At 37.6% G+C, this 22,751-nt stretch carries 24 protein-coding genes; all 24 read left to right on the forward strand.

The genetic code is table 11. The features are described 5' to 3' along the window. Position 1: 1 nt before the first annotated feature. Entirely contained in the window at positions 2-1,045 is a 1,044-nt protein-coding gene (locus MKY07_RS05455) for a HEAT repeat domain-containing protein (RefSeq protein WP_339264029.1), read from the forward strand. 6 nt (positions 1,046-1,051) lie between these two features. After that, positions 1,052-2,485 (forward strand): glycosyltransferase, encoded by a 1,434-nt coding sequence (locus tag MKY07_RS05460; RefSeq protein ID WP_339264030.1) that lies wholly within the window; start codon positions 1,052-1,054, stop codon positions 2,483-2,485. Positions 2,486-2,750: 265 nt separating this feature from the next. After that, positions 2,751-3,785 carry a HEAT repeat domain-containing protein gene (locus MKY07_RS05465; RefSeq protein ID WP_339264031.1) on the forward strand — a complete coding sequence of 345 codons (1,035 nt, stop codon included), beginning with the start codon at positions 2,751-2,753 and terminating at the stop codon, positions 3,783-3,785. A 171-nt stretch (positions 3,786-3,956) separates the two neighbouring features. Continuing rightward, positions 3,957-5,306, forward strand: a complete 1,350-nt coding sequence (mtaB, locus tag MKY07_RS05470) for a tRNA (N(6)-L-threonylcarbamoyladenosine(37)-C(2))-methylthiotransferase MtaB (protein WP_339264032.1) — start codon at positions 3,957-3,959, stop codon at positions 5,304-5,306. 293 nt (positions 5,307-5,599) lie between these two features. Beyond that, positions 5,600-6,139, forward strand: a complete 540-nt coding sequence (locus MKY07_RS05475) for an adenylate cyclase (protein ID WP_339264033.1) — start codon at positions 5,600-5,602, stop codon at positions 6,137-6,139. A gap of 91 nt (positions 6,140-6,230) precedes the next feature. After that, the gene (deoC, locus tag MKY07_RS05480; protein ID WP_008403142.1) at positions 6,231-6,899 is read left to right on the forward strand and encodes a deoxyribose-phosphate aldolase; all 669 of its coding nucleotides are present in this window, start codon (positions 6,231-6,233) and stop codon (positions 6,897-6,899) included. Between the two features lie 109 nt (positions 6,900-7,008). Next, complete coding sequence (rpsU, locus tag MKY07_RS05485) at positions 7,009-7,182, forward strand: 30S ribosomal protein S21 (RefSeq protein ID WP_004227078.1); 174 nt, start codon at positions 7,009-7,011, stop codon at positions 7,180-7,182. Between the two features lie 319 nt (positions 7,183-7,501). Continuing rightward, positions 7,502-8,830 carry a nodulation protein NfeD gene (locus tag MKY07_RS05490; protein WP_065217032.1) on the forward strand — a complete coding sequence of 443 codons (1,329 nt, stop codon included), beginning with the start codon at positions 7,502-7,504 and terminating at the stop codon, positions 8,828-8,830. A 2-nt stretch (positions 8,831-8,832) separates the two neighbouring features. Continuing rightward, positions 8,833-9,840 (forward strand): flotillin-like protein FloA, encoded by a 1,008-nt coding sequence (floA, locus tag MKY07_RS05495; RefSeq protein ID WP_008403140.1) that lies wholly within the window; start codon positions 8,833-8,835, stop codon positions 9,838-9,840. Between the two features lie 23 nt (positions 9,841-9,863). Beyond that, entirely contained in the window at positions 9,864-10,334 is a 471-nt protein-coding gene (locus tag MKY07_RS05500; RefSeq protein WP_339264034.1) for a hypothetical protein, read from the forward strand. Between the two features lie 119 nt (positions 10,335-10,453). After that, the gene (locus MKY07_RS05505) at positions 10,454-10,963 is read left to right on the forward strand and encodes a hypothetical protein (RefSeq protein WP_339264035.1); all 510 of its coding nucleotides are present in this window, start codon (positions 10,454-10,456) and stop codon (positions 10,961-10,963) included. A gap of 215 nt (positions 10,964-11,178) precedes the next feature. Continuing rightward, on the forward strand, positions 11,179-11,415 hold the full coding sequence (locus MKY07_RS05510; RefSeq protein ID WP_008403137.1) for a hypothetical protein: 237 nt from the start codon (positions 11,179-11,181) through the stop codon (positions 11,413-11,415). Next, positions 11,412-12,521 carry a sporulation protein YqfD gene (locus tag MKY07_RS05515; RefSeq protein WP_339264036.1) on the forward strand — a complete coding sequence of 370 codons (1,110 nt, stop codon included), beginning with the start codon at positions 11,412-11,414 and terminating at the stop codon, positions 12,519-12,521. The genes MKY07_RS05510 and MKY07_RS05515 overlap by 4 nt, the downstream gene beginning before the upstream one ends. 2 nt (positions 12,522-12,523) lie before the next feature. Beyond that, a complete protein-coding gene (locus MKY07_RS05520) occupies positions 12,524-13,483 on the forward strand; it encodes a PhoH family protein (RefSeq protein WP_008403135.1) in 960 nt (319 codons plus the stop codon). Positions 13,484-13,807: 324 nt separating this feature from the next. Continuing rightward, on the forward strand, positions 13,808-15,922 hold the full coding sequence (locus MKY07_RS05525) for an HDIG domain-containing metalloprotein (protein ID WP_065217027.1): 2,115 nt from the start codon (positions 13,808-13,810) through the stop codon (positions 15,920-15,922). 14 nt (positions 15,923-15,936) lie between these two features. Next, a complete protein-coding gene (ybeY, locus tag MKY07_RS05530) occupies positions 15,937-16,422 on the forward strand; it encodes an rRNA maturation RNase YbeY (RefSeq protein WP_008403133.1) in 486 nt (161 codons plus the stop codon). Beyond that, complete coding sequence (locus MKY07_RS05535; protein ID WP_008403131.1) at positions 16,409-16,759, forward strand: diacylglycerol kinase family protein; 351 nt, start codon at positions 16,409-16,411, stop codon at positions 16,757-16,759. Before ybeY ends, MKY07_RS05535 begins: the two co-directional genes overlap by 14 nt. A gap of 25 nt (positions 16,760-16,784) precedes the next feature. Further along, positions 16,785-17,192 carry a cytidine deaminase gene (locus tag MKY07_RS05540; RefSeq protein WP_008403130.1) on the forward strand — a complete coding sequence of 136 codons (408 nt, stop codon included), beginning with the start codon at positions 16,785-16,787 and terminating at the stop codon, positions 17,190-17,192. After that, positions 17,179-18,093 (forward strand): GTPase Era, encoded by a 915-nt coding sequence (gene era / locus MKY07_RS05545; protein WP_008403129.1) that lies wholly within the window; start codon positions 17,179-17,181, stop codon positions 18,091-18,093. The genes MKY07_RS05540 and era overlap by 14 nt, the downstream gene beginning before the upstream one ends. A 92-nt stretch (positions 18,094-18,185) precedes the next feature. Continuing rightward, entirely contained in the window at positions 18,186-18,386 is a 201-nt protein-coding gene (locus tag MKY07_RS05550) for a hypothetical protein (RefSeq protein WP_339264037.1), read from the forward strand. Between the two features lie 303 nt (positions 18,387-18,689). After that, positions 18,690-19,265 (forward strand): hypothetical protein, encoded by a 576-nt coding sequence (locus MKY07_RS05555; protein WP_339264038.1) that lies wholly within the window; start codon positions 18,690-18,692, stop codon positions 19,263-19,265. A gap of 313 nt (positions 19,266-19,578) precedes the next feature. Next, on the forward strand, positions 19,579-20,115 hold the full coding sequence (locus MKY07_RS05560) for a carbamoyl-phosphate synthase small subunit (protein ID WP_339264039.1): 537 nt from the start codon (positions 19,579-19,581) through the stop codon (positions 20,113-20,115). Between the two features lie 597 nt (positions 20,116-20,712). Then, positions 20,713-21,153: a hypothetical protein gene (locus MKY07_RS05565; RefSeq protein WP_339264040.1), complete on the forward strand. Its 441-nt coding sequence runs from the start codon at positions 20,713-20,715 to the stop codon at positions 21,151-21,153. A 299-nt stretch (positions 21,154-21,452) separates the two neighbouring features. Beyond that, positions 21,453-22,418, forward strand: coding sequence for a phosphotransferase (locus tag MKY07_RS05570; RefSeq protein ID WP_339264041.1), 966 nt, complete (start codon positions 21,453-21,455; stop codon positions 22,416-22,418). The last annotated feature ends 333 nt before the right edge of the window (positions 22,419-22,751 follow it).

A 22,751-nucleotide genomic window follows, 5' to 3' on the forward strand; every position in this document is an offset into this window, starting at 1 on the left:
TATGATAGATCGTCAATTTTTAGTCGGGGCGGTTATTGCCGGCACTATCATGCTGATCGTTATTTTATGTATATTTATATATTTAGTCTATAAAGGGACGAAAAGAAATCGAATCAATGAAAGGATGAATGCGTATTTCGAACAATATAAAACGCAATGGTATAACTATCTTGTTTATAACAAACCGCTGGATCACCGGCCGGAAAATCAAATTACAATGAAGGCGGTTGATCATCTGTTTGTTTCCTATTTGACAACGCTTAATAATGCTTCTATTCACACCAAAGTTTCCGAATACGCTGCATCGAATATGCAGAATTATTATATCGAGCAAATAAAAAGCCGTGATCGATCGGTCCGTTTGAATGTATTGCAGCGTACATTACTGCTGGAGCTGGAATTTTTAGTGCCCCTCATTGAGCGGCGTTTAAAAAGAAAACGAGATTATGAGATGGAAGAGTATTTATTAATGCTGCGGGTAGTCGCGAAATATAATCAGAATTTATTTTATGCCCATGTTTATAAGCCAAGATTACCTTTGGATGATTATGAATATAAACTTTTGTTATCGACAATTGATGAAGGCTATATCGACTATTTCACAAGCCATTTTGATTCTTTGCCAATCGGATTGAAACTTGCCCTTCTTGATTTTCTGAGTTTAAGCACAAATGTAAGTAATGATTTTCTTTCTTTCTATGAGCGTTTGTTAACATCGGAAGATCAGGAGTTAAGAATTCGAGTTCTAAAAGCGATTGCATCATTCGGGATGGTTTCTGATTTCCAACTGTATGAGCGCTTTGTCGATTCCGCCAGCTGGGAAGAGAGGCTGATGATGGCGAAAATTTTGCGGTTTGTAAAAGAAGAGGTATCTTATCAAAATCTTCAGCGGTTAATGGCTGATTCAAATTGGCAAGTACGTAAACAGGCAGCCTTATCTTTACTGAATATGCCAAACGGACGAGTAATTTTACAGCAAATAATCGACAGTGAAAACGATTTGTATGCAGCAGATATGGCAAGGGAAGTCATGAAGTTAGGATGATGATAAATGAATCTAGATAACATACTTTATTGGTTTAACGAAGTGTTCAGTTCATTAATTTTTATATACATGTTATTTGTTATATTGGTTTATTCATTAATGCTGGTCTTTGCTTTCTTACAGTTGAGGAAAGACAGGAATCTGGATAAGAATTTGGAAGGAAAGGTAAATTTAAATGCGGTTTATTCGAAGCCTGTTTCAATCATTGTCCCGGCTTATAATGAGGAAATCGGTATTATCAGTACGGTTCAATCTTTATTGACACTTGAATACCCGCAATATGAAATCGTGATTGTAAACGATGGTTCAAAAGATTCGACATTGCAGACAGTGATTGATGTCTTTAAGATGGAGCCTGTTTTCCGGACTGTACAGAATCAGCTGCCGTCAGCGGAAATCAGGGGCATTTACCAGTCGAAGCTCCATTACAATATTGTTTTAGTAGACAAGGAAAATGGAGGGAAGGCCGATGCGTTAAACGCAGGCATAAATGTATCAAGATTTCCTTATTTTTGCTCGATTGACGGTGATTCAATTTTATCCACTAAATCATTGCTGCAGGTGATGAAGCCGATTGTCTCTTCCAACGGGAAAGTCATTGCTGCAGGTGGAAGTGTGCGTATAGCAAACGGTTCGGAAATCGAGTACGGCAGTGTTTTGAAATCGGTTGTCCCGAATAATCCGATTGTCGTCATGCAGATTATTGAATATTTACGTGCTTTTTATATGGGAAGAATTGCGCTGAGCCGTTTTAATTTATTATTAATTATTTCCGGTGCGTTTAGTGTCTTTTCGAAAGAATATACAATAAAAGTCGGTGGCTACAATAAGAATACGATCGGCGAAGATATGGAACTGGTCGTCCGGCTGCACAACTATTTACTGAAGAATAAAATAAAAAAATCGATTGAATTTATTCCCGATCCGGTATGCTGGACAGAGGCCCCGGATAATCTAAAGGATTTAAAAACACAGCGGAGACGATGGCATCAGGGGCTGTTAAGCAGTCTTATGCTGAACCGTAGGATGCTGCTCAATCCGAAATACAAACAAATCGGTCTCATATCTGTTCCGTATTTTGTATTTATTGAATTAATCGGCCCGATTGTTGAACTATTGGGATATATATATGTCATTTTATCATTTGTAATTGGGAACATCTATTTGGAATCGGCTCTTACTTTATTTGTCCTGTTTTTAATTTACAGTACCGTCATTTCGATGTTTTCTATTTTGCTGGAAGCATGGAGTATGGGTACTTATCCACGTATCCGGGATTCGGTAAAACTATTATTGTATTCATTATCGGAAGTGTTCTGGTTCCGTCCGCTAATGGTTGTTTTCCGTCTTCAAGGATTCTGGTACTTTATTCGGGGTAAAAACGATTGGGGAAGCTTAACACGTTCTGGATTGCAAAAGAAAACAAATGATACTTTATAATATAGACTAAGTTGATAGGCGGAACTACTCCGTCTATTTTGTCTGTCTTCTTCTTTATTTTCGAAAGAACCGGAATTTGTCCGTACATAAATTTTCCAAAACAAATTCATAAAGACTCCCCATTAATAACCAAAAAATTGGGTCAAATTCCATATATAAATGAAGTATTGGAGACAGGAGAAAAAATTGGTTGTATAAAGATAACGGAAAAAGGTGATATATTAGTAAATAACATGGAAAACAGATTGAGAGGGTCGCGATAATAATGGAGATTGAAGAAATTTTAAAAGGGATCTTAATTATCTGTAGTGTAATGCTTTTTATTTTATTATGTATTTATTTTTATGCAATTTATCGTAAGAACAGAAAGAAACACTCTTTTAATAAAATTAATAACTATATCCAGCAAAATGAAAGGGACTGGTATAATTATTTAGTTTTAAACAAGCCTCTTCGGAATCATTCTACTACAAAGAATGAGCTGGCGGCAATTGATACTATTTTTGTTTCGTATGTTACAACGATGAATAAAGAAGAAATCCTGGAGAGAGCTTCAACATATGCTGCATTAAATATGAAAAACTATTATGTGGAGCAATTGAATAGCCGTGATGAAACTGTCCGTCTACATGTTTTACAGCGCACATTGATTTTGGAGCTGGAATTTTTAGTGCCGTTAATCGAACGCCGGCTAAAAGATAATCGAACCGGCTCGATCGAAGAATATTTATTAATGTTACAGGTTGCAGCGAAATATAATAGAAATTTATTTTTGGCGCATATGTATAAGCCTAGATTGACTTTTTATGATAGTGAGTACCATCTGTTGCTATCGAATATTGAGAATAGTTATTGTGACTACTTTAAAGATCATTTTGAAGAATTGCCGATTCAGCTGAAATTAGCGTTTCTGGAGTTTTCATGCCTGAACATGAACATGAATCCTTCATACCTTGCATTATTTGAACAGTTATTGGTGTCCGAGTGTCCGGGAATCCGTCTTCGAGCATTAAGAGCCATTTCGTCGTATGGCAAAATTTCGCATGTGAAGCATTATGAAGTGTTTGTTCATTCAGCCCTTTGGGAAGAGCGTCTATTGCTTGCCGAAATTTTACGTTTTGTCAAAGAGGATGATTCATACACTTATCTGAAAATGTTAATGCTTGATCCAAATAGCCATGTTCGAAAACAGGCAGCTTTATCACTGATGGATTTACCGAATGGACAGGTAATACTGCAGCAGATTTCCGACAGTGAAGAACATATCTCTCCGGCTACATCTGTAGAAGAAAGCCGGTAGTTTAACAAGTAGTTAAAAAAATAGGCTTTGTATAGCGATTTATGCTATTATAAAACACGTTGATATTTTTCTTCATTTAGAGAATGAAGAGCATGCTACCGGTCGACTAAAAAGAGGCAATTCGCCGGAGTAAAATAGATAAGTGCTAACCTTGAAAGGATGATATAAATTATGAGTTACGAACGTACGAAAACCGTATCTCTACATACATTAGGGTGTAAAGTAAACCACTATGAAACAGAAGCAATCTGGCAGCTATTTAAAGAGCAGGGATATGAGCGTACTGAGTTCGATCATCAGGCGGACGTTTATGTTATTAATACATGTACAGTAACAAACACTGGGGATAAAAAATCACGCCAAGTGATTCGTCGTGCTATCCGTCAAAATCCGGATGCGGTTATTTGTGTTACTGGCTGTTATGCACAAACTTCACCTGCTGAAATTATGGCAATTCCAGGGGTCGATATCGTTGTAGGTACTCAGGACCGCGAGAAAATGCTTGGATATATCGATCAATACCGTAACGAGCGCCAGCCGATCAATGCGGTACGTAATATTATGAAAAACCGTGTGTATGAGGAATTAGATGTACCGGCATTTACTGACCGTACTCGTGCCTCACTGAAAATTCAGGAAGGCTGCAATAACTTCTGTACGTTCTGTATCATTCCTTGGGCGCGCGGCTTAATGCGTTCACGTGATCCGGAAGAAGTTATTCGCCAGGCTCAACAGCTTGTGGATGCGGGTTATTTGGAAATTGTCCTAACAGGTATTCACACCGGCGGATACGGACAAGACTTCAAAGACTATAACTTAGCACAGCTGTTGCGTGACTTGGAAGCGCAAGTAAAAGGCTTGAAACGTTTACGTATTTCTTCAATTGAAGCATCTCAATTAACAGATGAAGTAATTGATGTACTGCAAAACTCTGAAATTGTTGTAAACCACTTACACATTCCGATTCAATCGGGTTCAGATACAGTTTTAAAACGTATGCGTCGTAAATATACGATGGAATTTTTCGCAGAGCGTCTGGAAAAGCTGAAAATGGCTTTACCTGACTTAGCGGTTACTTCTGACGTAATCGTAGGTTTCCCGGGTGAAACAGAAGAAGAGTTCATGGAAACATTCAACTTTATCCGCGATCATAAATTCTCTGAGCTACATGTGTTCCCGTACTCTCAACGTACAGGTACACCTGCAGCAAGAATGGAAGACCAAGTTGATGAAGAAATCAAAAACGAACGCGTTCACCGCTTGATTGCACTGAATGACCAGCTTGCAAAAGAATATGCTTCTCGTTTTGAAGGGGAAGTGCTGGAAGTCATTCCGGAAGAGCGCTTTAAAGATAGCGACAACGAAAACCTATATGTCGGCTATACAACGAACTACTTAAAAGTAATTTTTGAAGGCACAGAAGAAATGGTCGGCCAGCTTGTAAAAGTTAAAGTTACTAAAGCAGGCTACCCGTACAACGAAGGACAATTCGTTCGCGTATTGGAAGGCCAGGCAATTTAATAATATGCTTGATAAAAAAGAGGGATTGCACTATGCAATTCCTCTTTTTGTCCGTTGTTCTCCTTTAATAACACTAATTCATTTTAATAATAAAAAATAGGGTAGAGAAAATAGTGTGCGCAAGTTTTTATGATCGGGCGAAACGTTATGTATTTTTTTACAGCATATTAATTTACAAATAGTTAGTCCTAAACTAATGGAAGTTTAAGTATATTATGTAGAGGACAAGCCAACACTATTATTTGGAACATTATGTTTATCCCGATTACAAGCAAAGAAGGTGAGCAATTTATATGAAGAAAATATGGATGGTTGCTGCAATTCTATTTATATTATATGGTTGCACGGAGAAAAAAGAAGAACCAACAGTAGAAAGTGAATCGGCTATGGTAGAAGTCAATATCCCAACGGAAGTAGCCCAGCATTACGGCTCGCTTAATATCGAGTACAAAGCATCGGACGTTTATAAAACTATTCAGCCGAATGGTGCCGTTTCTTTAGAGATTAATAAGCAACAATTAACTGAAATTGCGCAACAAACGGAACAATTCCTGGAGCAGTACAAAGAAACGAGTGAGCAAAGTACAGAAGATGGAATTACACATATCGATGCTAATGAAGACTTTTCAAATTGGAAAATTGTATTATCGGATGATGCACTTTTAGGCGAAGAAGCATTTGATTTGGCACAAGAGCATTTAATTAAAAATATTTTAACGTACCAGTTAGTCCACCGTAATATTCCTGAATTAAATATTCAGTATGTCACAGATACCGGTGAACCTTTGGACAGAAAAATTATTCGTACAAAATTTGCCTATTCAGACGAATAATTTAAGTTGTCTGATAATTTGCGTCAATTAAAATACATGCTAAACTATAGATGTACGGACAACTAATGTTTAGTAAAAGGAGTAATGAGAAATGACTCAAAATTATGCAGTAATGATTGATCATACTTTATTAAAAGCTGAATCTACAAAAGATCAAGTAGAAAAAATTTGTGCAGAAGCAAAGCAATATGGATTTGCTTCAGTATGTGTAAATCCTACATGGGTTAAATTCAGTGCAGAGCAATTAGCTGGGTCAGACGTAAAAGTTTGTACAGTTATCGGCTTCCCGTTAGGTGCTACAACATCTGCAGTAAAAGCATTTGAAACAAAAGATGCGATTGCAAACGGTGCTGGCGAAATCGATATGGTTATTAATATTGGTGCTCTAAAAGACGGAAATTACGATTTAGTTCGTGATGACATCAAAGCAGTAGTAGACGCTGCAAATGGTACATTAGTGAAAGTAATTATAGAAACTTGCCTATTAACGGATGAAGAAAAAGTAAAAGCTTGCGAACTTTCTGTTGAAGCAGGTGCCGATTTCGTTAAAACATCTACTGGTTTTTCAACAGGTGGAGCGACAGCTGAAGATATCGCATTAATGCGTAAAACAGTCGGTCCGGATCTTGGTGTGAAAGCATCCGGCGGTGTTCGTAGCCTTGAAGATATGCAACGTATGATTGAGAATGGTGCTACTCGAATTGGCGCTTCTTCTGGTGTTGCTATTATGAATGGTCTAAAATCAGATTCTAATTACTAATTCGATAGTTTTTGTTGACTCTTTTTTAATCATACGCTATACTACTTTAGTACACATTAACTAACAGTTAATGCATGTATGACGTGTGTTCGGAGGGAGGGAAAGAGAGATGTCAAAAACTGTCGTTCGCAAAAACGAATCGCTTGAAGATGCTCTTCGTCGCTTCAAACGTACTGTATCAAAATCAGGTACAATTCAGGAAGTTAGAAAGCGCGAGTTCTACGAAAAACCTAGCGTTAAACGTAAAAAGAAATCAGAAGCTGCACGTAAACGTAAGTGGTAATTTTCCCTGTAAAAACCCTACGTTCATAACACGCAATTTTCAGATTTAACTGAGCAGACAAATGATATACCCCGCAGTTATTTATATAACTGCGGGGTATTTGCATTTGTTTTTATTCTTCAAATCAACCATAATAGAGAAGAGAAAGAAAGCGTTTTCGAGAAACTTTTAATAATTAGCGATCAGTACCGTATAATTGGTATATGTTAGCAAATAATATAGGAGGAAGTTTTTTTTAGGTATTTAAAAAAAATTGAAACTTTTCTTCATCTCATCCGTAGAATTAACTGTACATAACTTAGCTAAAGGGGTGATAAAATTGAGACGAACGAAAGGGATTAGTTGGATTTTTCTGATGGTCATGTCATTCGTATTAATGTTTCCTTCTTTAACAGCATTTGCAGATGGTAAAGTGTATGAAATATCCATCAATAATGAAATTGAAAAAGGTTTGGTGGAGCATTTAAAGCGTGGATTTGATGAAGCAAAAAGTAATAACGCAGAAGCAATTATTCTGAATATGCATACACCCGGCGGATTTGTTGCTGCGGCTTCGGAAATCGGCAGGCTGATGGATGCAATCGATATACCGATTATTGCATTCGTCAATTCGGATGCGCTGTCTGCTGGTGCGTATATTGCTTTACATGCTGATAAAATTTATATGACACCAAACGCAACAATGGGTGCTGCGGCGGTCATCGATTCTTCCGGTAACACAGCAGGAGAAAAGGCGGAAAGCGACTGGCTTGCCAAAATGACTTCGGCTGCCGAAAACTCCGGCAGGGATCCTATATATGCGCAGGCAATGGTCAGAAACGACTACGATTTGCCTGAACTAAGAGCCCCTAAAGGAAAGCTCCTCACTTTAACTGCAGAAGATGCGGAAAAAGTTAAGTACTCAGAAGGCACTGTTGCTTCGATAACGGAACTGCTTGAAATCACCAACCTTGATGGCAGCGAAGTAGTAAAAGTTGAGCTAACATTTGCTGAAAAACTGGCACGCTTTATTACAAATCCGATTATCGTTCCTATTTTACTGTCGATTGCAAGTATCGGATTAGTTGTTGAGCTGTATTCACCAGGCTTTGGTGTTGCAGGGACAATGGGGCTTGCTTCATTAGGTATGTTCTTCTTTGGACATACGATTGCAGGTTTTGCCGGATATGAAACAGTCATCATTTTTGTAATCGGACTTATTTTACTCATTGCCGAGCTATTTGTACCAGGTGGTATAGTTGGTATTATCGGTGGCGCATTAATGATAGGAAGTTTGCTTTTTGCAGGGGAAAGCTTTGTTCATATGGCTTATTCGATTTTAATCGCAATGATAATTGCAGGTATAGGAATGGTGATACTTATGAAATTCTTCGGGAAAAAGTTGCATATGTTCAACCGTCTCGTGCTGAGAGATGCAACGACGACGGAAGAAGGTTATGTTTCAAACAAAAACCGAATTGAATTAATAGGCAAAACAGGGCAGGCTATTACGCCGTTGCGACCATCAGGAACCGTTGTTGTTGACCAGGAACGTCTTGATGTTGTAACACAAGGCGGTTATATTGATGCTGGTAAAACAGTTGAAGTAGTGAAAGTAGAAGGCTCTCGTATTGTCGTAAGAGAATTTATTGGAAGAGGTGGAGAATAAGTATGAATATGTTGGCAGATGCAGGAACAATAACATTAATTGTCGGATTAGTCATTGCATTTATTATCCTGGCAGTATTTTTCACATTTGTTCCGGTTGCACTATGGATTAGTGCACTAGCAGCAGGTGTAAGAGTAAGTATTTTCACATTAGTCGGAATGCGTTTACGTCGAGTAATTCCGTCGCGTATTGTGAATCCTTTAATTAAGGCTCATAAAGCCGGTTTAGAAGTATCGATTAACCAATTGGAATCACACTATTTAGCAGGTGGTAACGTAGACCGTGTTGTCAATGCATTGATCGCGGCACACCGAGCGAATATTGAGTTAACATTTGAACGTGCAGCAGCAATCGACTTAGCTGGCCGTGACGTTTTAGAAGCGGTACAAATGTCGGTTAACCCGAAAGTAATTGAAACACCATTTATTGCCGGTGTTGCGATGAACGGGATTGAAGTAAAAGCAAAAGCGCGTATTACAGTACGTGCAAACCTCGACCGCTTAGTCGGTGGTGCTGGTGAGGAAACAATCGTTGCCCGTGTTGGTGAAGGTATCGTTTCGACACTAGGTTCTAGTGCATCACATTCAAAAGTACTGGAAAACCCGGATTTAATTTCTCAAACAGTTTTATCTAAAGGTTTAGACTCTGGTACGGCATTTGAAATTCTATCGATCGATATTGCGGACGTTGATATCGGTAAAAACATCGGTGCCGAGCTTCAAATCGAGCAAGCACAGGCAGATAAAAACATCGCTCAGGCAAAAGCCGAAGAGCGTCGTGCAATGGCCGTAGCAAGCGAGCAAGAGATGATTGCAAAAGTTCAGGAAATGAAAGCAAAAGTAGTAGAAGCAGAGGCAGAAGTTCCAATGGCTCTTGCAGAAGCGCTACGTTCTGGCAACTTCGGTATTATGGATTACATGAACTACAAAAATATTCAGGCGGACACATCAATGCGTGATTCGATCTCAAAAGTTTCGAATGACGACAACAAAGATCCGAAAAACAAATAATCGAGGAAAGGAGTGAGCACTAAATGGAAGGAATTATCATTATGGTGATTGTCTTTATTGTCAGTTCTTTATTGGGTAAAGGTAAAGAACAACAGCAAAAAAAAGAATCAAAACAGATGCCGCCATTTAGCAGTCAACCTGCTCCTCGAAAACAGGAAGTTCAACGTCGAACAGAGCAAAAACGTCCAAAATCATTGGAGGATTTTGCGAATGAAGTATTCGGCCAGCTGAATGAAAAAGCAAAACCAGTAAGTCAAAGAATAGAACGCGAGCTCCCTAAACAAGTAGAAAAACCTGTTGAAGCTGCTCGCTCAATCGTGGAACCAGTAACTGACAAGATCAATAATCCTCGTTCATTAAAGGAGCGTCCAATTGTTGCAATGGCCAAAAAAGAAGCAGAAGCCTTCCAAGTTGTGCCATCGACCAAACGTGATTTAATGCAGGCCATTATTATGACAGAAGTTCTGGGCCCACCTAAAGCAAGAAAAAAATAATACGAGACTACCTATTTCAACGTAATGTGGGAATAGGTAGTTTTTTTACATAGTATAGAAAACCAGTAACTAAATTTATGCGGAAACGGGTATATCTATTATGAGAGGGGGATACAGACATGAAAAAAAGATGGATGTTATTGTTAATTCTTATTTTAGTATTGGCCGCATGCGGTAAAGAAGAGGAAGAAGCACTTTTGGAGACGGATGGAACGTCTACTGTATATGAGAGTGAGGAGTCATTGACACATAGTATGGAAGGTGTCACTTTAAAGCTCGACTATACGGTCAATAAGGTTTCCGCTGAGCCGGGAGAATTAATTCTTGAAATTAAAGGCACTATTGAAAATGAGTACAGCCAAATTGTCTACTATACGCCGGATTTTACAATTCAAACATCAGAGCAGGATGAAATAGAGCAGCTGTCGTCTTCTGTTGAGAACGAGCAAATTATGGTGAATCCTCAAATGGAAACGACTTTTAACGTGACTTATTTGATTCCTCAGCACATATACGATGAAAATAAATCACTGAATATGCGGGTTCCAGCTGCATTTAAGGAGCCGGAAAGCGAAAGTTCCGGTGATGCGTTGGGTGACTTTGCAAACTGGGAAATTCCGATCAAGTAAAAACAATCAGCCATTAACGGGTAGTTTTACTACCGGTTAATGCGGGATAAAGTGAAACTTCAATCAGTGGGGGTCTTTCATCAACCCCCAACTGATTGTTAGTTAAACCAATCGGGCTTTTACGGGTAGTTTTACTACCCGTTAATGCGGGATAAAATTATCTATACATGCCTTCTTTTTTCCAAGCATATAGTGACGTAAAAAGGAGGCTTTTATTGAAAAATTTATTTCCTAAAAACAATAAATTGCAAATCACCTCTTTTATGGATATCCGCTATGATGGTTCCTATACGATAGGTGATGTAACCCCGACTGAATATAACTGTACAACTAAAGATTTTACGATGTATGTTCATGCAGGGGAAGTGGAAGTCCAGCATTTATTCGAAGAAGGTTTTTTAATTCAATGTAAAAATCTGCAGAAGCTTACGATTGAGCGGAATGCAAAATGAGTAAATCCTATAAAAAGCTTATAACAATTAAACTAAAGCAATCTAAAGAAGCTAGTGCTTTTATTATGCTGATGAAAGAGCATAAAATCCGGATTTTCAACTTGAATTTTAAACAGAGCGAAATAACTTTCCAAGTAGCGCATAGTAACTTGTCTTTACTGCGCAGACTAAGAAAAAAAGCGAAAGTTAAAATTACAGTCCGTTACAGCGAGCCGGAGAGAATTCTGCAAAAAGATATGGTTACGGCGATTGGCATCATCATGTTAATCGTCCTGCCGATCATACTGTCACGGTTTGTATGGCAAGTTGAAGTTGATGCCGCCACAATCGAGCTGGAAGATGAAGTGGCACACTATCTGCAAAAGGAAATGGGTGTGGAGTTTCCTGTACCGAAAAAAACGTTTTTATCCGATAATGAAATCAGACAGACGATGATGAAGGAGTTTCGGGAGTTTTCATGGGTACATATTATGAAAAATGGAAGTAAGATTACGATTAATCCGCAATTGGCGCCAAAGATTGAGCCGGTACCAAAAGTAAATAAGAACCAGCATTTAGTGGCGAACAACAGTGGTGTCGTAACTCATTTCCAAATTGAGCGCGGAGTTCGTCAAGTGGAACAAAATATGACGGTATACAAGGGAGATATTCTCGTTTCAGGTGTTTTGCAGCATGGGGATAAAGAAATCATTGTTGGTGCAGAAGGCGAAGTGTTTGTTGATTACTGGCTTGAAACATCATTTTCTGTTCCTAAAACAATCGAAATTGAAGTATTGGATGATCATGGCTGGAAGTATGACGTGAACTGGGAGAAAATCGGGACAGCAATAGAACAGATGTCTATTGAACCGTTAAAGACTTTTGTAACGTATAAGCCTTATCGAATGTTTCATAAAAAGAAGGAAAAGATAAGTGAAAAGGATGTAGAAACGACTATCTTGCCATTATTGCACGAAAAGATGATTTCTTCATTACCACTTGAAACCGCCATAAAAGCAGAAAAACTTTTGCACGTCCACAGTGATGATGATACAGTTAAAGGGAAAGTCTTGTATTTAATTAATGAAAATATCGCACAACCACATCCAATTCACCAAGGAGAATGAGTATGTCAGAAAAATATGTTGAGCTTCAAATAGACAATCCAAATGAAGCTGTAATGCTTTTAGGAATGTCAGATGCAAATATAACATTGATTGAAGAAACTTATAGCGTACAAATTATTACGCGTGGGGAAGTCATACAAATTGCAGGCGATGATTTAGAAAAGAAAAATCAAGCATATGCCGTTTTAGAAGCGTTATTGAAAGTTATACGAAAAAATATTAATATCGATCAGCGTGATGTGTCAACAGCCATTGAAATGGCCAGCAAAGGCACAATTGAATATTATGCGGAGTTATATGATGAAGAAATTGCGCGTAATACAAAAGGCAAGCCAATCCGTGCAAAAACGATTGGGCAACGTGAATACATCCGGGCAATCCGTCATAAAGACCTGATTTTCGGAATTGGACCTGCCGGAACCGGTAAAACGTATTTAGCGGTTGTGATGGCTACACAGGCATTAAAAAATGGTCATGTAAAACGGATTATTTTAACACGTCCTGCCGTTGAAGCAGGAGAGTCATTAGGGTTTTTACCGGGGGACTTGAAGGAAAAGGTCGATCCGTATTTACGTCCGCTCTATGATGCACTTCATGACATTTATGGACAGGAGCAGACGCAGCGTCTAATAGAGCGCGGGACGATTGAAATCGCACCTTTAGCGTATATGCGTGGCCGTACATTGGATGATGCATTCGTCATTTTAGACGAAGCTCAAAATACAACGCATCAGCAAATGAAGATGTTTTTAACGCGTTTAGGTTTTGGCTCAAAAATGGTCATTACAGGCGATAAAACACAAATTGATTTACCTAAAAACACGGAGTCCGGTCTGATTATTGCAGAGCGTACATTACGTTATGTAAAAGATATCCATTTCCAAATACTTGAGCAAGGTGACGTAGTCCGTCACCCATTAGTAGCGAGAGTAATACAGGCTTACACGGAGCAGGAATTATAAAGGGTAGTAATCCTCTGTGCCGAAAGCGAAGCGTCAAGCACAGGGCGACATTGTCCGTCACCCATTAGTAGCGAGAGTCATTCAGGCTTACACAGAGCAGGAATTATAAAAAATGGAACTTTCAACTTTTATTTAAAGGTTGAAAGTTTTTTATTGGGAAAAATAGCATGAAACTTATTGGAAAAAACTCCGTATATAAACTAAGAGGAGGAATTATTCCACCCATTAGTAGGTGGAAAGACATTTATTTGAAAAACATACGTACTTTTCGTAACACCCAACATATAAATTTGATAAAATGAACATAGAAACAAAGGGAGGTGCATGATCATAAAAAGATTTAACAAGCTCATCCAATTAATCAGCTTTCGCGCACTGTTATTCATCGTCCTTGCGGCTACTGCACTCCTGCAGTTTTTCCTGATGATTGATAATGTTCGGGGCGTTACATATGATATCCAACTAACTGAATTATCACCGGAAACCATTCGTTCATCTAAAACAGTGGAAGATACGGTAAAGACAGAAATAGAAAGGGAAAATGCGGAGAAAGCCGTAGACCCTGTATACATATATAAAGATGAAGTGCCAAGTCAGCGTGCAACTTTTGTGACAACCATTTTTGATATTGCATTGGAAGTGAAGAAGGATATTGAAGAGGCAGAGGAAGAAATACCCCAAGCCGAACAAATAAAAATGCTGCGTACCGGATTAAAAGATATATTTGATAACCATCAAAATCTGATTTTATCGGATGCACAGTTGCTGAATGTATTAAGTGCATCACAAGCAAATCTTGAGTCTGCACGTGATGCATTGGCGACATTGGTTGAAGTGAACTTAAATTATCCGCTTCGTAAGGATAGCTTGCTGCCGTACCGTAATGAACTGGAAAGCAAGATCCGTCAGCAGCCTTCGATATCTGAAGGCTTAATGAGTGTGGCGATCGTTATTGGTCGTGCAGCTATTGTGGAAACAGAAGTACTGGATGAAGAAAAAACGGCCATTGCCAAACAGCAGGCAAAGGAAGCAGTTGAGCCAACACGTATTTTGCAAGGACAGATCATTGTCCAGGAAGGCGAAGTAATTACACGCGAAATTTATCGTCAGCTTGAACTATTAGGGATGCTGGACAGTGAAGAATCGATTAAACCGATTGCCGGATTAATCATTTTGATTTTACTGCAAATGTCTTTCCTGTTTGTTCTGTTTGATCGCACGGAAAAAGACATTGCTTCAAAGCGCAATGAACTGCTCGTGACGATTATTGTATATGTGATTGCGTTAATCATGATGAAACTGATCGCACTGATTTCAACGAATTTTGATCTGATGATTGCCTTTATATTCCCATCGGCATTAGTGACAATGCTAGTCCGCGTGTTAGCCAATGACCGCACCGCAAGTATTGTGACAATCATTACTGCTGCGTCTGCAGGCATCATCTTCCATGAAGGATTATCGGGTATTTTGCAGATGGATACAGCGCTTTACATTTTATTTGGCGGATTTGCGTCAATTATTTTTATGCGCAGCCTTGAAAAACGGACAGACATTTTGCAGGCGGTAGGTATCGTAACGCTTGTTAACATCGTATTTATCGCATTTTATATACTGATGGGACAGTCAGGATACGGAATGAAGGAAGTTGCGTTTTATGTTGCTGCAGCGATTATTTCAGGATTGTTATCCGGTGCTTTAATGATGGGTCTCCTTCCGTATTTCGAATCGGCTTTTGGACTTTTATCGGTCGTGCGTCTGATCGAATTATCGAATCCGAATCACCCGTTGTTAAAGAAAATTTTGACGGAAACACCCGGTACGTATCACCATAGTATAATGGTTGCCAATCTCGCTGAAGCAGCATGTGAAGCAATTGGGGCTGATGGCTTGCTAGCAAGAGTCGGTTGCTATTATCATGATGTAGGGAAAACGCGAAGACCTTTATTCTTCATTGAAAACCAAATGGGGACAAATCCTCATGATACGATGGCACCCGAGAGTAGTGCAGAAATTATTATTGCACATACTACAGATGGGGCAGAGCTGTTGCGCAAGCATAAAATGCCTCAGGAAATCATCGATATTTGTCTACAGCATCATGGGACAAGCACATTGAAATTCTTTTTGTTTAAGGCTAAGGAAGAAGGGAAAGAATTGGACGAAAGTGTATTCCGATATCCGGGTCCAAAGCCACAGACGAAAGAGGCCGCAATCATTAGTATTGCGGACAGTGTTGAAGCAGCAGTACGTTCAATGCAGCACCCAAATGCAGAGAAAATACAGAAGCTTGTGCAAACGATTATTCAGGATCGTGTACAGGATGACCAGTTTGATGAATGCGATATTTCATTAAAAGAACTGAAAAAGATAGAAGACGTATTATGTGAAACATTAAATGGAACGTTCCACTCGCGTATTGAATATCCAAAGGAATAGTAGGAGGGAACAACATGTTATTAATTGATTTTTTAGATGAAACAAATGAAGTACAAGAATCCCACTTGGAGTTAGTGGAAAAACTGCTTCAGCATGCAGCGGAACAGGAAGGAATCGAGGATGGCTCGGAAGTGTCGGTGACATTTGTGACGAATGAAGCAATCCATGAAATTAACCGTGAATACCGCGATAAAGACCAGCCTACTGATGTCATTTCTTTTGCATTGGAGGAAATGGGTGAAGGGGAACTGCAAATTATCGGTGAAGGGATTCCACGTATTTTAGGCGATATTATCATCTCGACAGACCGTACTCGTGAACAGGCAGCTGAATATGGCCATACGTTTGAACGTGAGCTTGGCTTCCTGGCTGTCCATGGCTTTTTGCATCTGCTAGGCTATGATCATATGACACCGGAAGATGAAAAAGTTATGTTCGGGAAGCAAGATACGATTTTACAGTCATACGGCCTAGGTCGTGATATTAATGAACGTCCGTAAATTTTTTCGTTCTTTTCGTTATGCAATGGAAGGACTAGTTACGGCTGTACAGGAACAAAACTTCAGATTTCACTTAGTGAGTGCAGTAATTGTCCTGATGGCTGGTTTACTGACGGGGCTATCGATCGTTGAATGGTGTATCATCACTTTAGTCATAGCTTTTGTCATCGGAACTGAGTTGATCAATACGGCGATCGAGCGTGTAGTGGACTTGGCATCACCGGAAATTCATCCGCTCGCCAAGCAGGCTAAGGATGTTGCGGCAGGTGCTGTACTTGTTTTTGCGCTCGCAAGTGTTATAATCGGACTACTCATATTTTTACCAAAATGGTTTTAAAAATAATGTTTTGGGGGAACCAAAGATGAACATGGAACAATTAATGGAACAATCTAAAATTGCACGTGAATTTGCTTATGTACCTTATTCGAAATTTAAAGTAGGTGCGGCATTATTAGCAGAAGACGGTACAGTGTACAATGGCTGCAATATCGAGAATGCAGGTTACAGCATGACAAACTGCGCGGAACGTACGGCGTTTTTCAAAGCAGTGTCAGAAGGCAATATGAAATTTAAAGCGCTGGCGATCGTAGCAGACACACCGGGTCCATGTTCCCCATGCGGAGCTTGTCGACAAGTAATGAGTGAATTTTGTGCTCCGGATATGCCTGTCTACTTAACAAATATGAATGGTGACGTTCAACAAACAACAGTAGGTGAGCTAATCCCGGGTGCATTTAATACGGAGGATATGAAAAATGCAGGAAAATAAAGGATACAAATCGGGCTTTGTCTCGATTGTAGGTCGTCCTAATGTGGGCAAATCAACATTTTTAAACCGAGTAATCGGCCAGAAAATTGCGATTATGTCTGACAAACCACAAACGACACGTAATAAAGTACAAGGTGTTTTAACACAACAAAACTCTCAAACGATTTTCATCGATACACCGGGGATTCATAAGCCTAAACATAAATTAGGCGAATTTATGTTGAAAACTTCACGTAATGCTTTACGTGAAGTAGATGTGATCATGTTTATGGTTAATGCTGAACAAGCTATCGGAAAAGGTGATGAATTTATCATCGAGTTGTTACAAGGCAATAAAACACCGGTATTTTTAATCATCAATAAAATTGATTTAGTACATCCGGATGAACTGGTAAAAATCATTGATTCGTATAAAGATAAGTTCGACTTTGCTGAAATTATTCCAATTTCAGCATTACAGGGCAACAACGTGGAAAACTTATTATCGACAATCGAAAAGTATTTACCTGAAGGCCCACAATATTACCCGGCAGACCAAGTAACGGACCACCCGGAACGCTTCATTATTTCTGAGCTGATTCGTGAAAAGGTATTGCACTTAACACGCGAAGAAATTCCACATTCAATTGCGGTTGTCATTGAGCGCATTAAGCCACATGAAGAAAAGGAAAATATGATTCATGTACAGGCGACAATCATGGTAGAACGCGATTCACAAAAAGGAATTGTCATCGGCAAACGCGGTGCTCTTTTAAAAGAAGTCGGCTCACGTGCCCGCCAGGATATTGAAATGCTACTAGGCTCAAAAGTATACTTAGAGCTTTGGGTAAAAGTTCAAAAAGATTGGCGTAACAAGCAAACGCATTTACGCGATTTCGGATTTAGAGAAGACGAGTATTAATAGATAGCAGCAGAACACACCGATTTTCTTTAAGGGAAACTCGGTGTGTTTTTTTATCTTATCGCATGACACATATTACTTGTTTAAATGCATTGGCAATTGCAGGCAATAAAATTGTTACAGGAAATTTTTGGGAGAAATCGCAACAACCTGATTCTGTTAAAATTGCTCAATTACTTTTAAATCTTAAAGAAATTGATTGGTTATCAACGAGAGATTTGAAGTATTTAAAAGGGGCAGCAGGTTCAAAAGTTTTAGCAAATGATATTTTAAATTGTTTGAAACTAAGTTAGTAGAAGAGGCTAAATATTAGCCGCTTCTTTTGTCGTAATATATTTATGATAAGTTAACAGCTATAGGCTTTTTAAACAATAGCGCCCTTCTACGCAAAAAAGGGCTTTCCTTCTTCAAGGAAAGCGCCAGATTGTGGAATAAGGGGCTGCCATATTCGAGTGGCTTACGACCATACGTAAAAAAATTTGTTCGCTAATACGATTTTGAAAACGAAGTTGGGCTATAATTAATGCTACCAAACTAACGTGCGTATAGACATGTTCTCTACTCAAAATATGATTCGTAATTGAAAAGGTGAAAAAATGAAATTTAATTATAAAATTACAGATGCAGGTTGGGCTACATGCGAACTGGAATCGTCAAGTCAACAATTTTCGTTTGAGGCTAGTTGTATTTCTGATGCATTGAAAGAATTTTTAGAAGCTATCGTGCGGTTGAATCCAGATATTGATCGAGAGTTTTATGAAGATGAAACAGAATGTAGTTGGCATCAAGAGCCCGGTTTAATTGAGTGGGAATTCAATCTTTCCGATATAAAAAGCGCTGAAGAAAATCTATTTGTTACAGTGAAACAATATGAAGATGATAGTAGAAGACATCGACCATTCATTGATGTGAAATTTTCATGTAATTACGATAAATTCGTGTCATCAATAGTAACGAGTTTAGAATCACTCATCACAGAGTTTGGTCTAGTCGGTTATTCGGAAATGTGGGATGGTGCCGATTTCCCAATAGCTTATTACTTAAAGTTAAAACAATACACTATAAATAAATCGGTTTTTCCAACCGTTACAGAAACGACTGACGATAGCTTAAAAACAACAACAGGCCTGGATTATGAATTAAATTTAATTGCGAAAAAGCTAAATATTTAACTATTATACAAAGCGATAAATTTTGGGAGCTACAAACCTTTGGCTATTAATTAATAAAATCTTATACAGTTCTCATACAAAAAGCGTTCCCAAATCAAAGTTTTGGAATTTACCAAAAAGCGGGAAACGTTAATTTAATAACGTTTCTCGCTTTACTTTTGGAAGAATGTACTCTGCGACTAACTTAATTGCCAGATTTTAATAGTGTTCTTTCTTATTTAGTACATTATCACCTCCGGATTTTAGGACAATATCAGGCTCTGTATAATAATAATAGTCATTACTTCATTTTCAGCTTTAGAGGGAGGTTATTATGAGCTCAGAAGTTAAAAAAATTCAAAAAGACCTTACAAGGGAAGAAAAAAATATGGTTCTTGCTGAAATAAAAAAAGTATTGAACAGTGGCTTCAGAATATTAGGCTTTGATGGTGGAATGGCGTTTCCACATTACCCATGTTATTTATATTTTAGTAATTCTGATAAAGAATTGAGACGGTATTCTATTGGTATATTTTCTATTTGGCTTGGCTATTGGAATACAGGATGCAGTTTCCGTTTTACTAAACAAAGTGAGTTATATAAGTATATTAAAGCTTTAGTTGAATACCAGGAAGAAATTGAAAAAGATTTCCCTGTATTATTTAATTATATTGTTTCCTTTCTAATAGAGCTTACAGAAAATTATGGTTATGCGGAGGAAACACGTATGAAACTATATATTATTAATATTGTTAAGGAAGATTTTCTCAGTAAAAAATCATATTATAGAGAAAAATATAGAAATAGAATAAATTTTATTGAATTTCTTAAAGAGCTTAAAGTTGAGGATTATGATAAACCATATGAATAAAAACTTAGGTATTTCTTATTAAATGAAAAAAAATAAATACACCTTGAAAACCCTTACTTTTAGAATAATAAGAAGCATCGCTTTTTATAAATTTTGCTTCTTAAAAATCAAGAAATACCTTAGGCACGAATGTTGTTAAAATCAACTTTTTATGCCTTTTCTTTTGAACATTGGTTATACAACATTTTATAAAGATGAGACGCAAACTACCGATGAAACGGTGTTTCTACTTGCTTGGCTTGTTCTTTGATTCGCATAAAAAATTGTATAGCCAATCTCTTATCTTTATATATCTGCATCTTTTCTAAAACTCTTCAGAAAAATAGGTTAGTTCAACAAAATGGCCCTTAACGGAAAAACGCGATCTTCCTATTGAAGAATCGCTCCCGATTGTGGAATAAGGGGTCGTCATATCCGTGTGTTTTCATACTTTACATACAAAGAAGTACCCAAATACGATTTTGGGTACGGGAATAGACTGTAATTATGTTACCAAACGTCGGTTTGGGAAGGTTATACTTCAACTAATGATGCAGGTTTCTTCAATAAGCAGGAATGTTTTAATAACCTATAGTTTCTAAAAGGGAGTGTGTTCAGATGAAAAAAATCGTTTTCCCTATTTTAATTAGTCTTGTTTTGGTTGGGTGCAACGGGAAGTCGGATGATAATGAAGTTATAGGACAACCAGAAGGCAAAATTACTGCGAATGGCGAACAGTATATAATGATGCCAAGTAATTACGAATGGAAAGAAAATAATATGGAAGTAAAAGATATAAGTCCTCACGATAGAGTTAAATTAGCGGGTAACTTTGAAACATTAGAAGCCGAAAAAGGAGATACTTTGAAATTAGAGATTGATAAAAAACCTTCTTCCGTTGAAATGATTAAGGTTAATGAAGATGACACAATTGAACGTATTGAAATGAAAGATAACGAAATAATCTTGCCGTCTGAAGAAGGATATTATATTTATGAACTAAATGCGACATGGGATAAAGGAAAAATAACATTTTTATTTGATGTTTATGTGAAATGACATTGCCCTATAATTAAAAACTTAAGGTCGTTTTTCTTAAACTAACAGGGTACTCTTTAGTGGAACAAGCATATCGGAATGTACCCAAACACCGCTTTGGGTGCATTTTAATTCTTCTACAAGTGGGCGATTTGATTAAACATCCCATTTAAATATAAATGGGATAATTCGTATCTATATTTACATTTTATTACTAATATATTATATTTTACTAGTTGTAAAAATTAAATCCTTAGAGAAGTAGAAATGAAAATACTTGGTTTTAAAAAGTGTACTTATTTAGATGGGAGATAACTTTTATGGAACAAAAAATACTAGAATTGCTCAACGGAATCTATCCAGTGGATTTTATTAAAGTAGAAGCCGTAACAAATGAAATGTTTCGCTGTACCGCAACACAAGGTGAATACTTTGCAAGAATTACTAACTACAAAAGTTATGATGAACAGTTAGAAGAGGTTACCTATACAAACTACTTACATAAAGAAGGACTAGGGGTATCACCTACAATTGTCTCAATTAATGGTAAAGAGGTAGAAAAGATCACCATTAATAACAAGGAGGTATTAACGGTACTTTATAAGGCTGCCCCTGGTAAGCACATATCAAGAAATCAATGGAATGCAGATGTTTTAAACGAATTAGGTAGACAAATAGGCAAATTACATCGCCTCTCTAGAAAATTTGAAAAAATCCATCCGACAAAATATACCAATGATTGGTATCAAAATGAGGAATATGCTTTCTTGAAATATATTCCTGAGGAAGAGACTACGATTAGAGATGTTGCTCAAGAGATTTTAACAAAGATTAAAAACATACCAAAAGACAATTCCAATTATGGATTGTTACACGGGGATTTATGGTTAGAAAATGTAGTAGTAGATCGTGATTTAAAATTGACGATGGTTGATTTCCAAGACTGTGAGAAGAATTTTTATATCTTTGATTTGGCCGTTCCAATATATAGTGCGATAGAGTATTCATTTGTCGGTGGTGGAAACATCATAGAATATGGAAGAAGTATTACAAAAGCAATTATCGAGGGTTACCAAGAGGAAAATGATATCCCAGAGGAAATGTTAGAAAAACTCCCCTTATTTATAAAACTAAAAGAAATATTTGAATATAGCTTAATGCATATGTACTGGGATAAAGAAAAGCTAACTGAAGAGCAGATAAGAATAATGAATCATTTTAGAATGAGAATTGAAAATGATCATACTTTCTTAGACACAAACGGATTGTTGATAAACTATACTTAAAATTTCGCATCGCTATTGTTGAAGCATCTCTATTTTCATTAAAAATTTATACATTATGCAATATAAATCTTAATAATGTTCCCAAATGAAAGTTTTGGGACACATTAAAAAGCCACGAATGTTGTTAAATCAACGTTCGTGGCTTTTTACGAGAACTATTTTTTATACAGTTTTTTATACAAAAGGTGCAAACGTTGATGCAGCAGCATTTATACTTGCTGGACTTGTTCTTTAATTTGCATAAAAATTTGTATAGTATATTTCATATCGTTGTAAATCTGCATCTTCTGCATCTTTTCTGACGCTACCCCATGGAAAATGTTATTCAATAAT

Source organism: Solibacillus sp. FSL W7-1472 (assembly GCF_037969775.1).
Lineage (GTDB): Bacteria > Bacillota > Bacilli > Bacillales_A > Planococcaceae > Solibacillus > Solibacillus silvestris.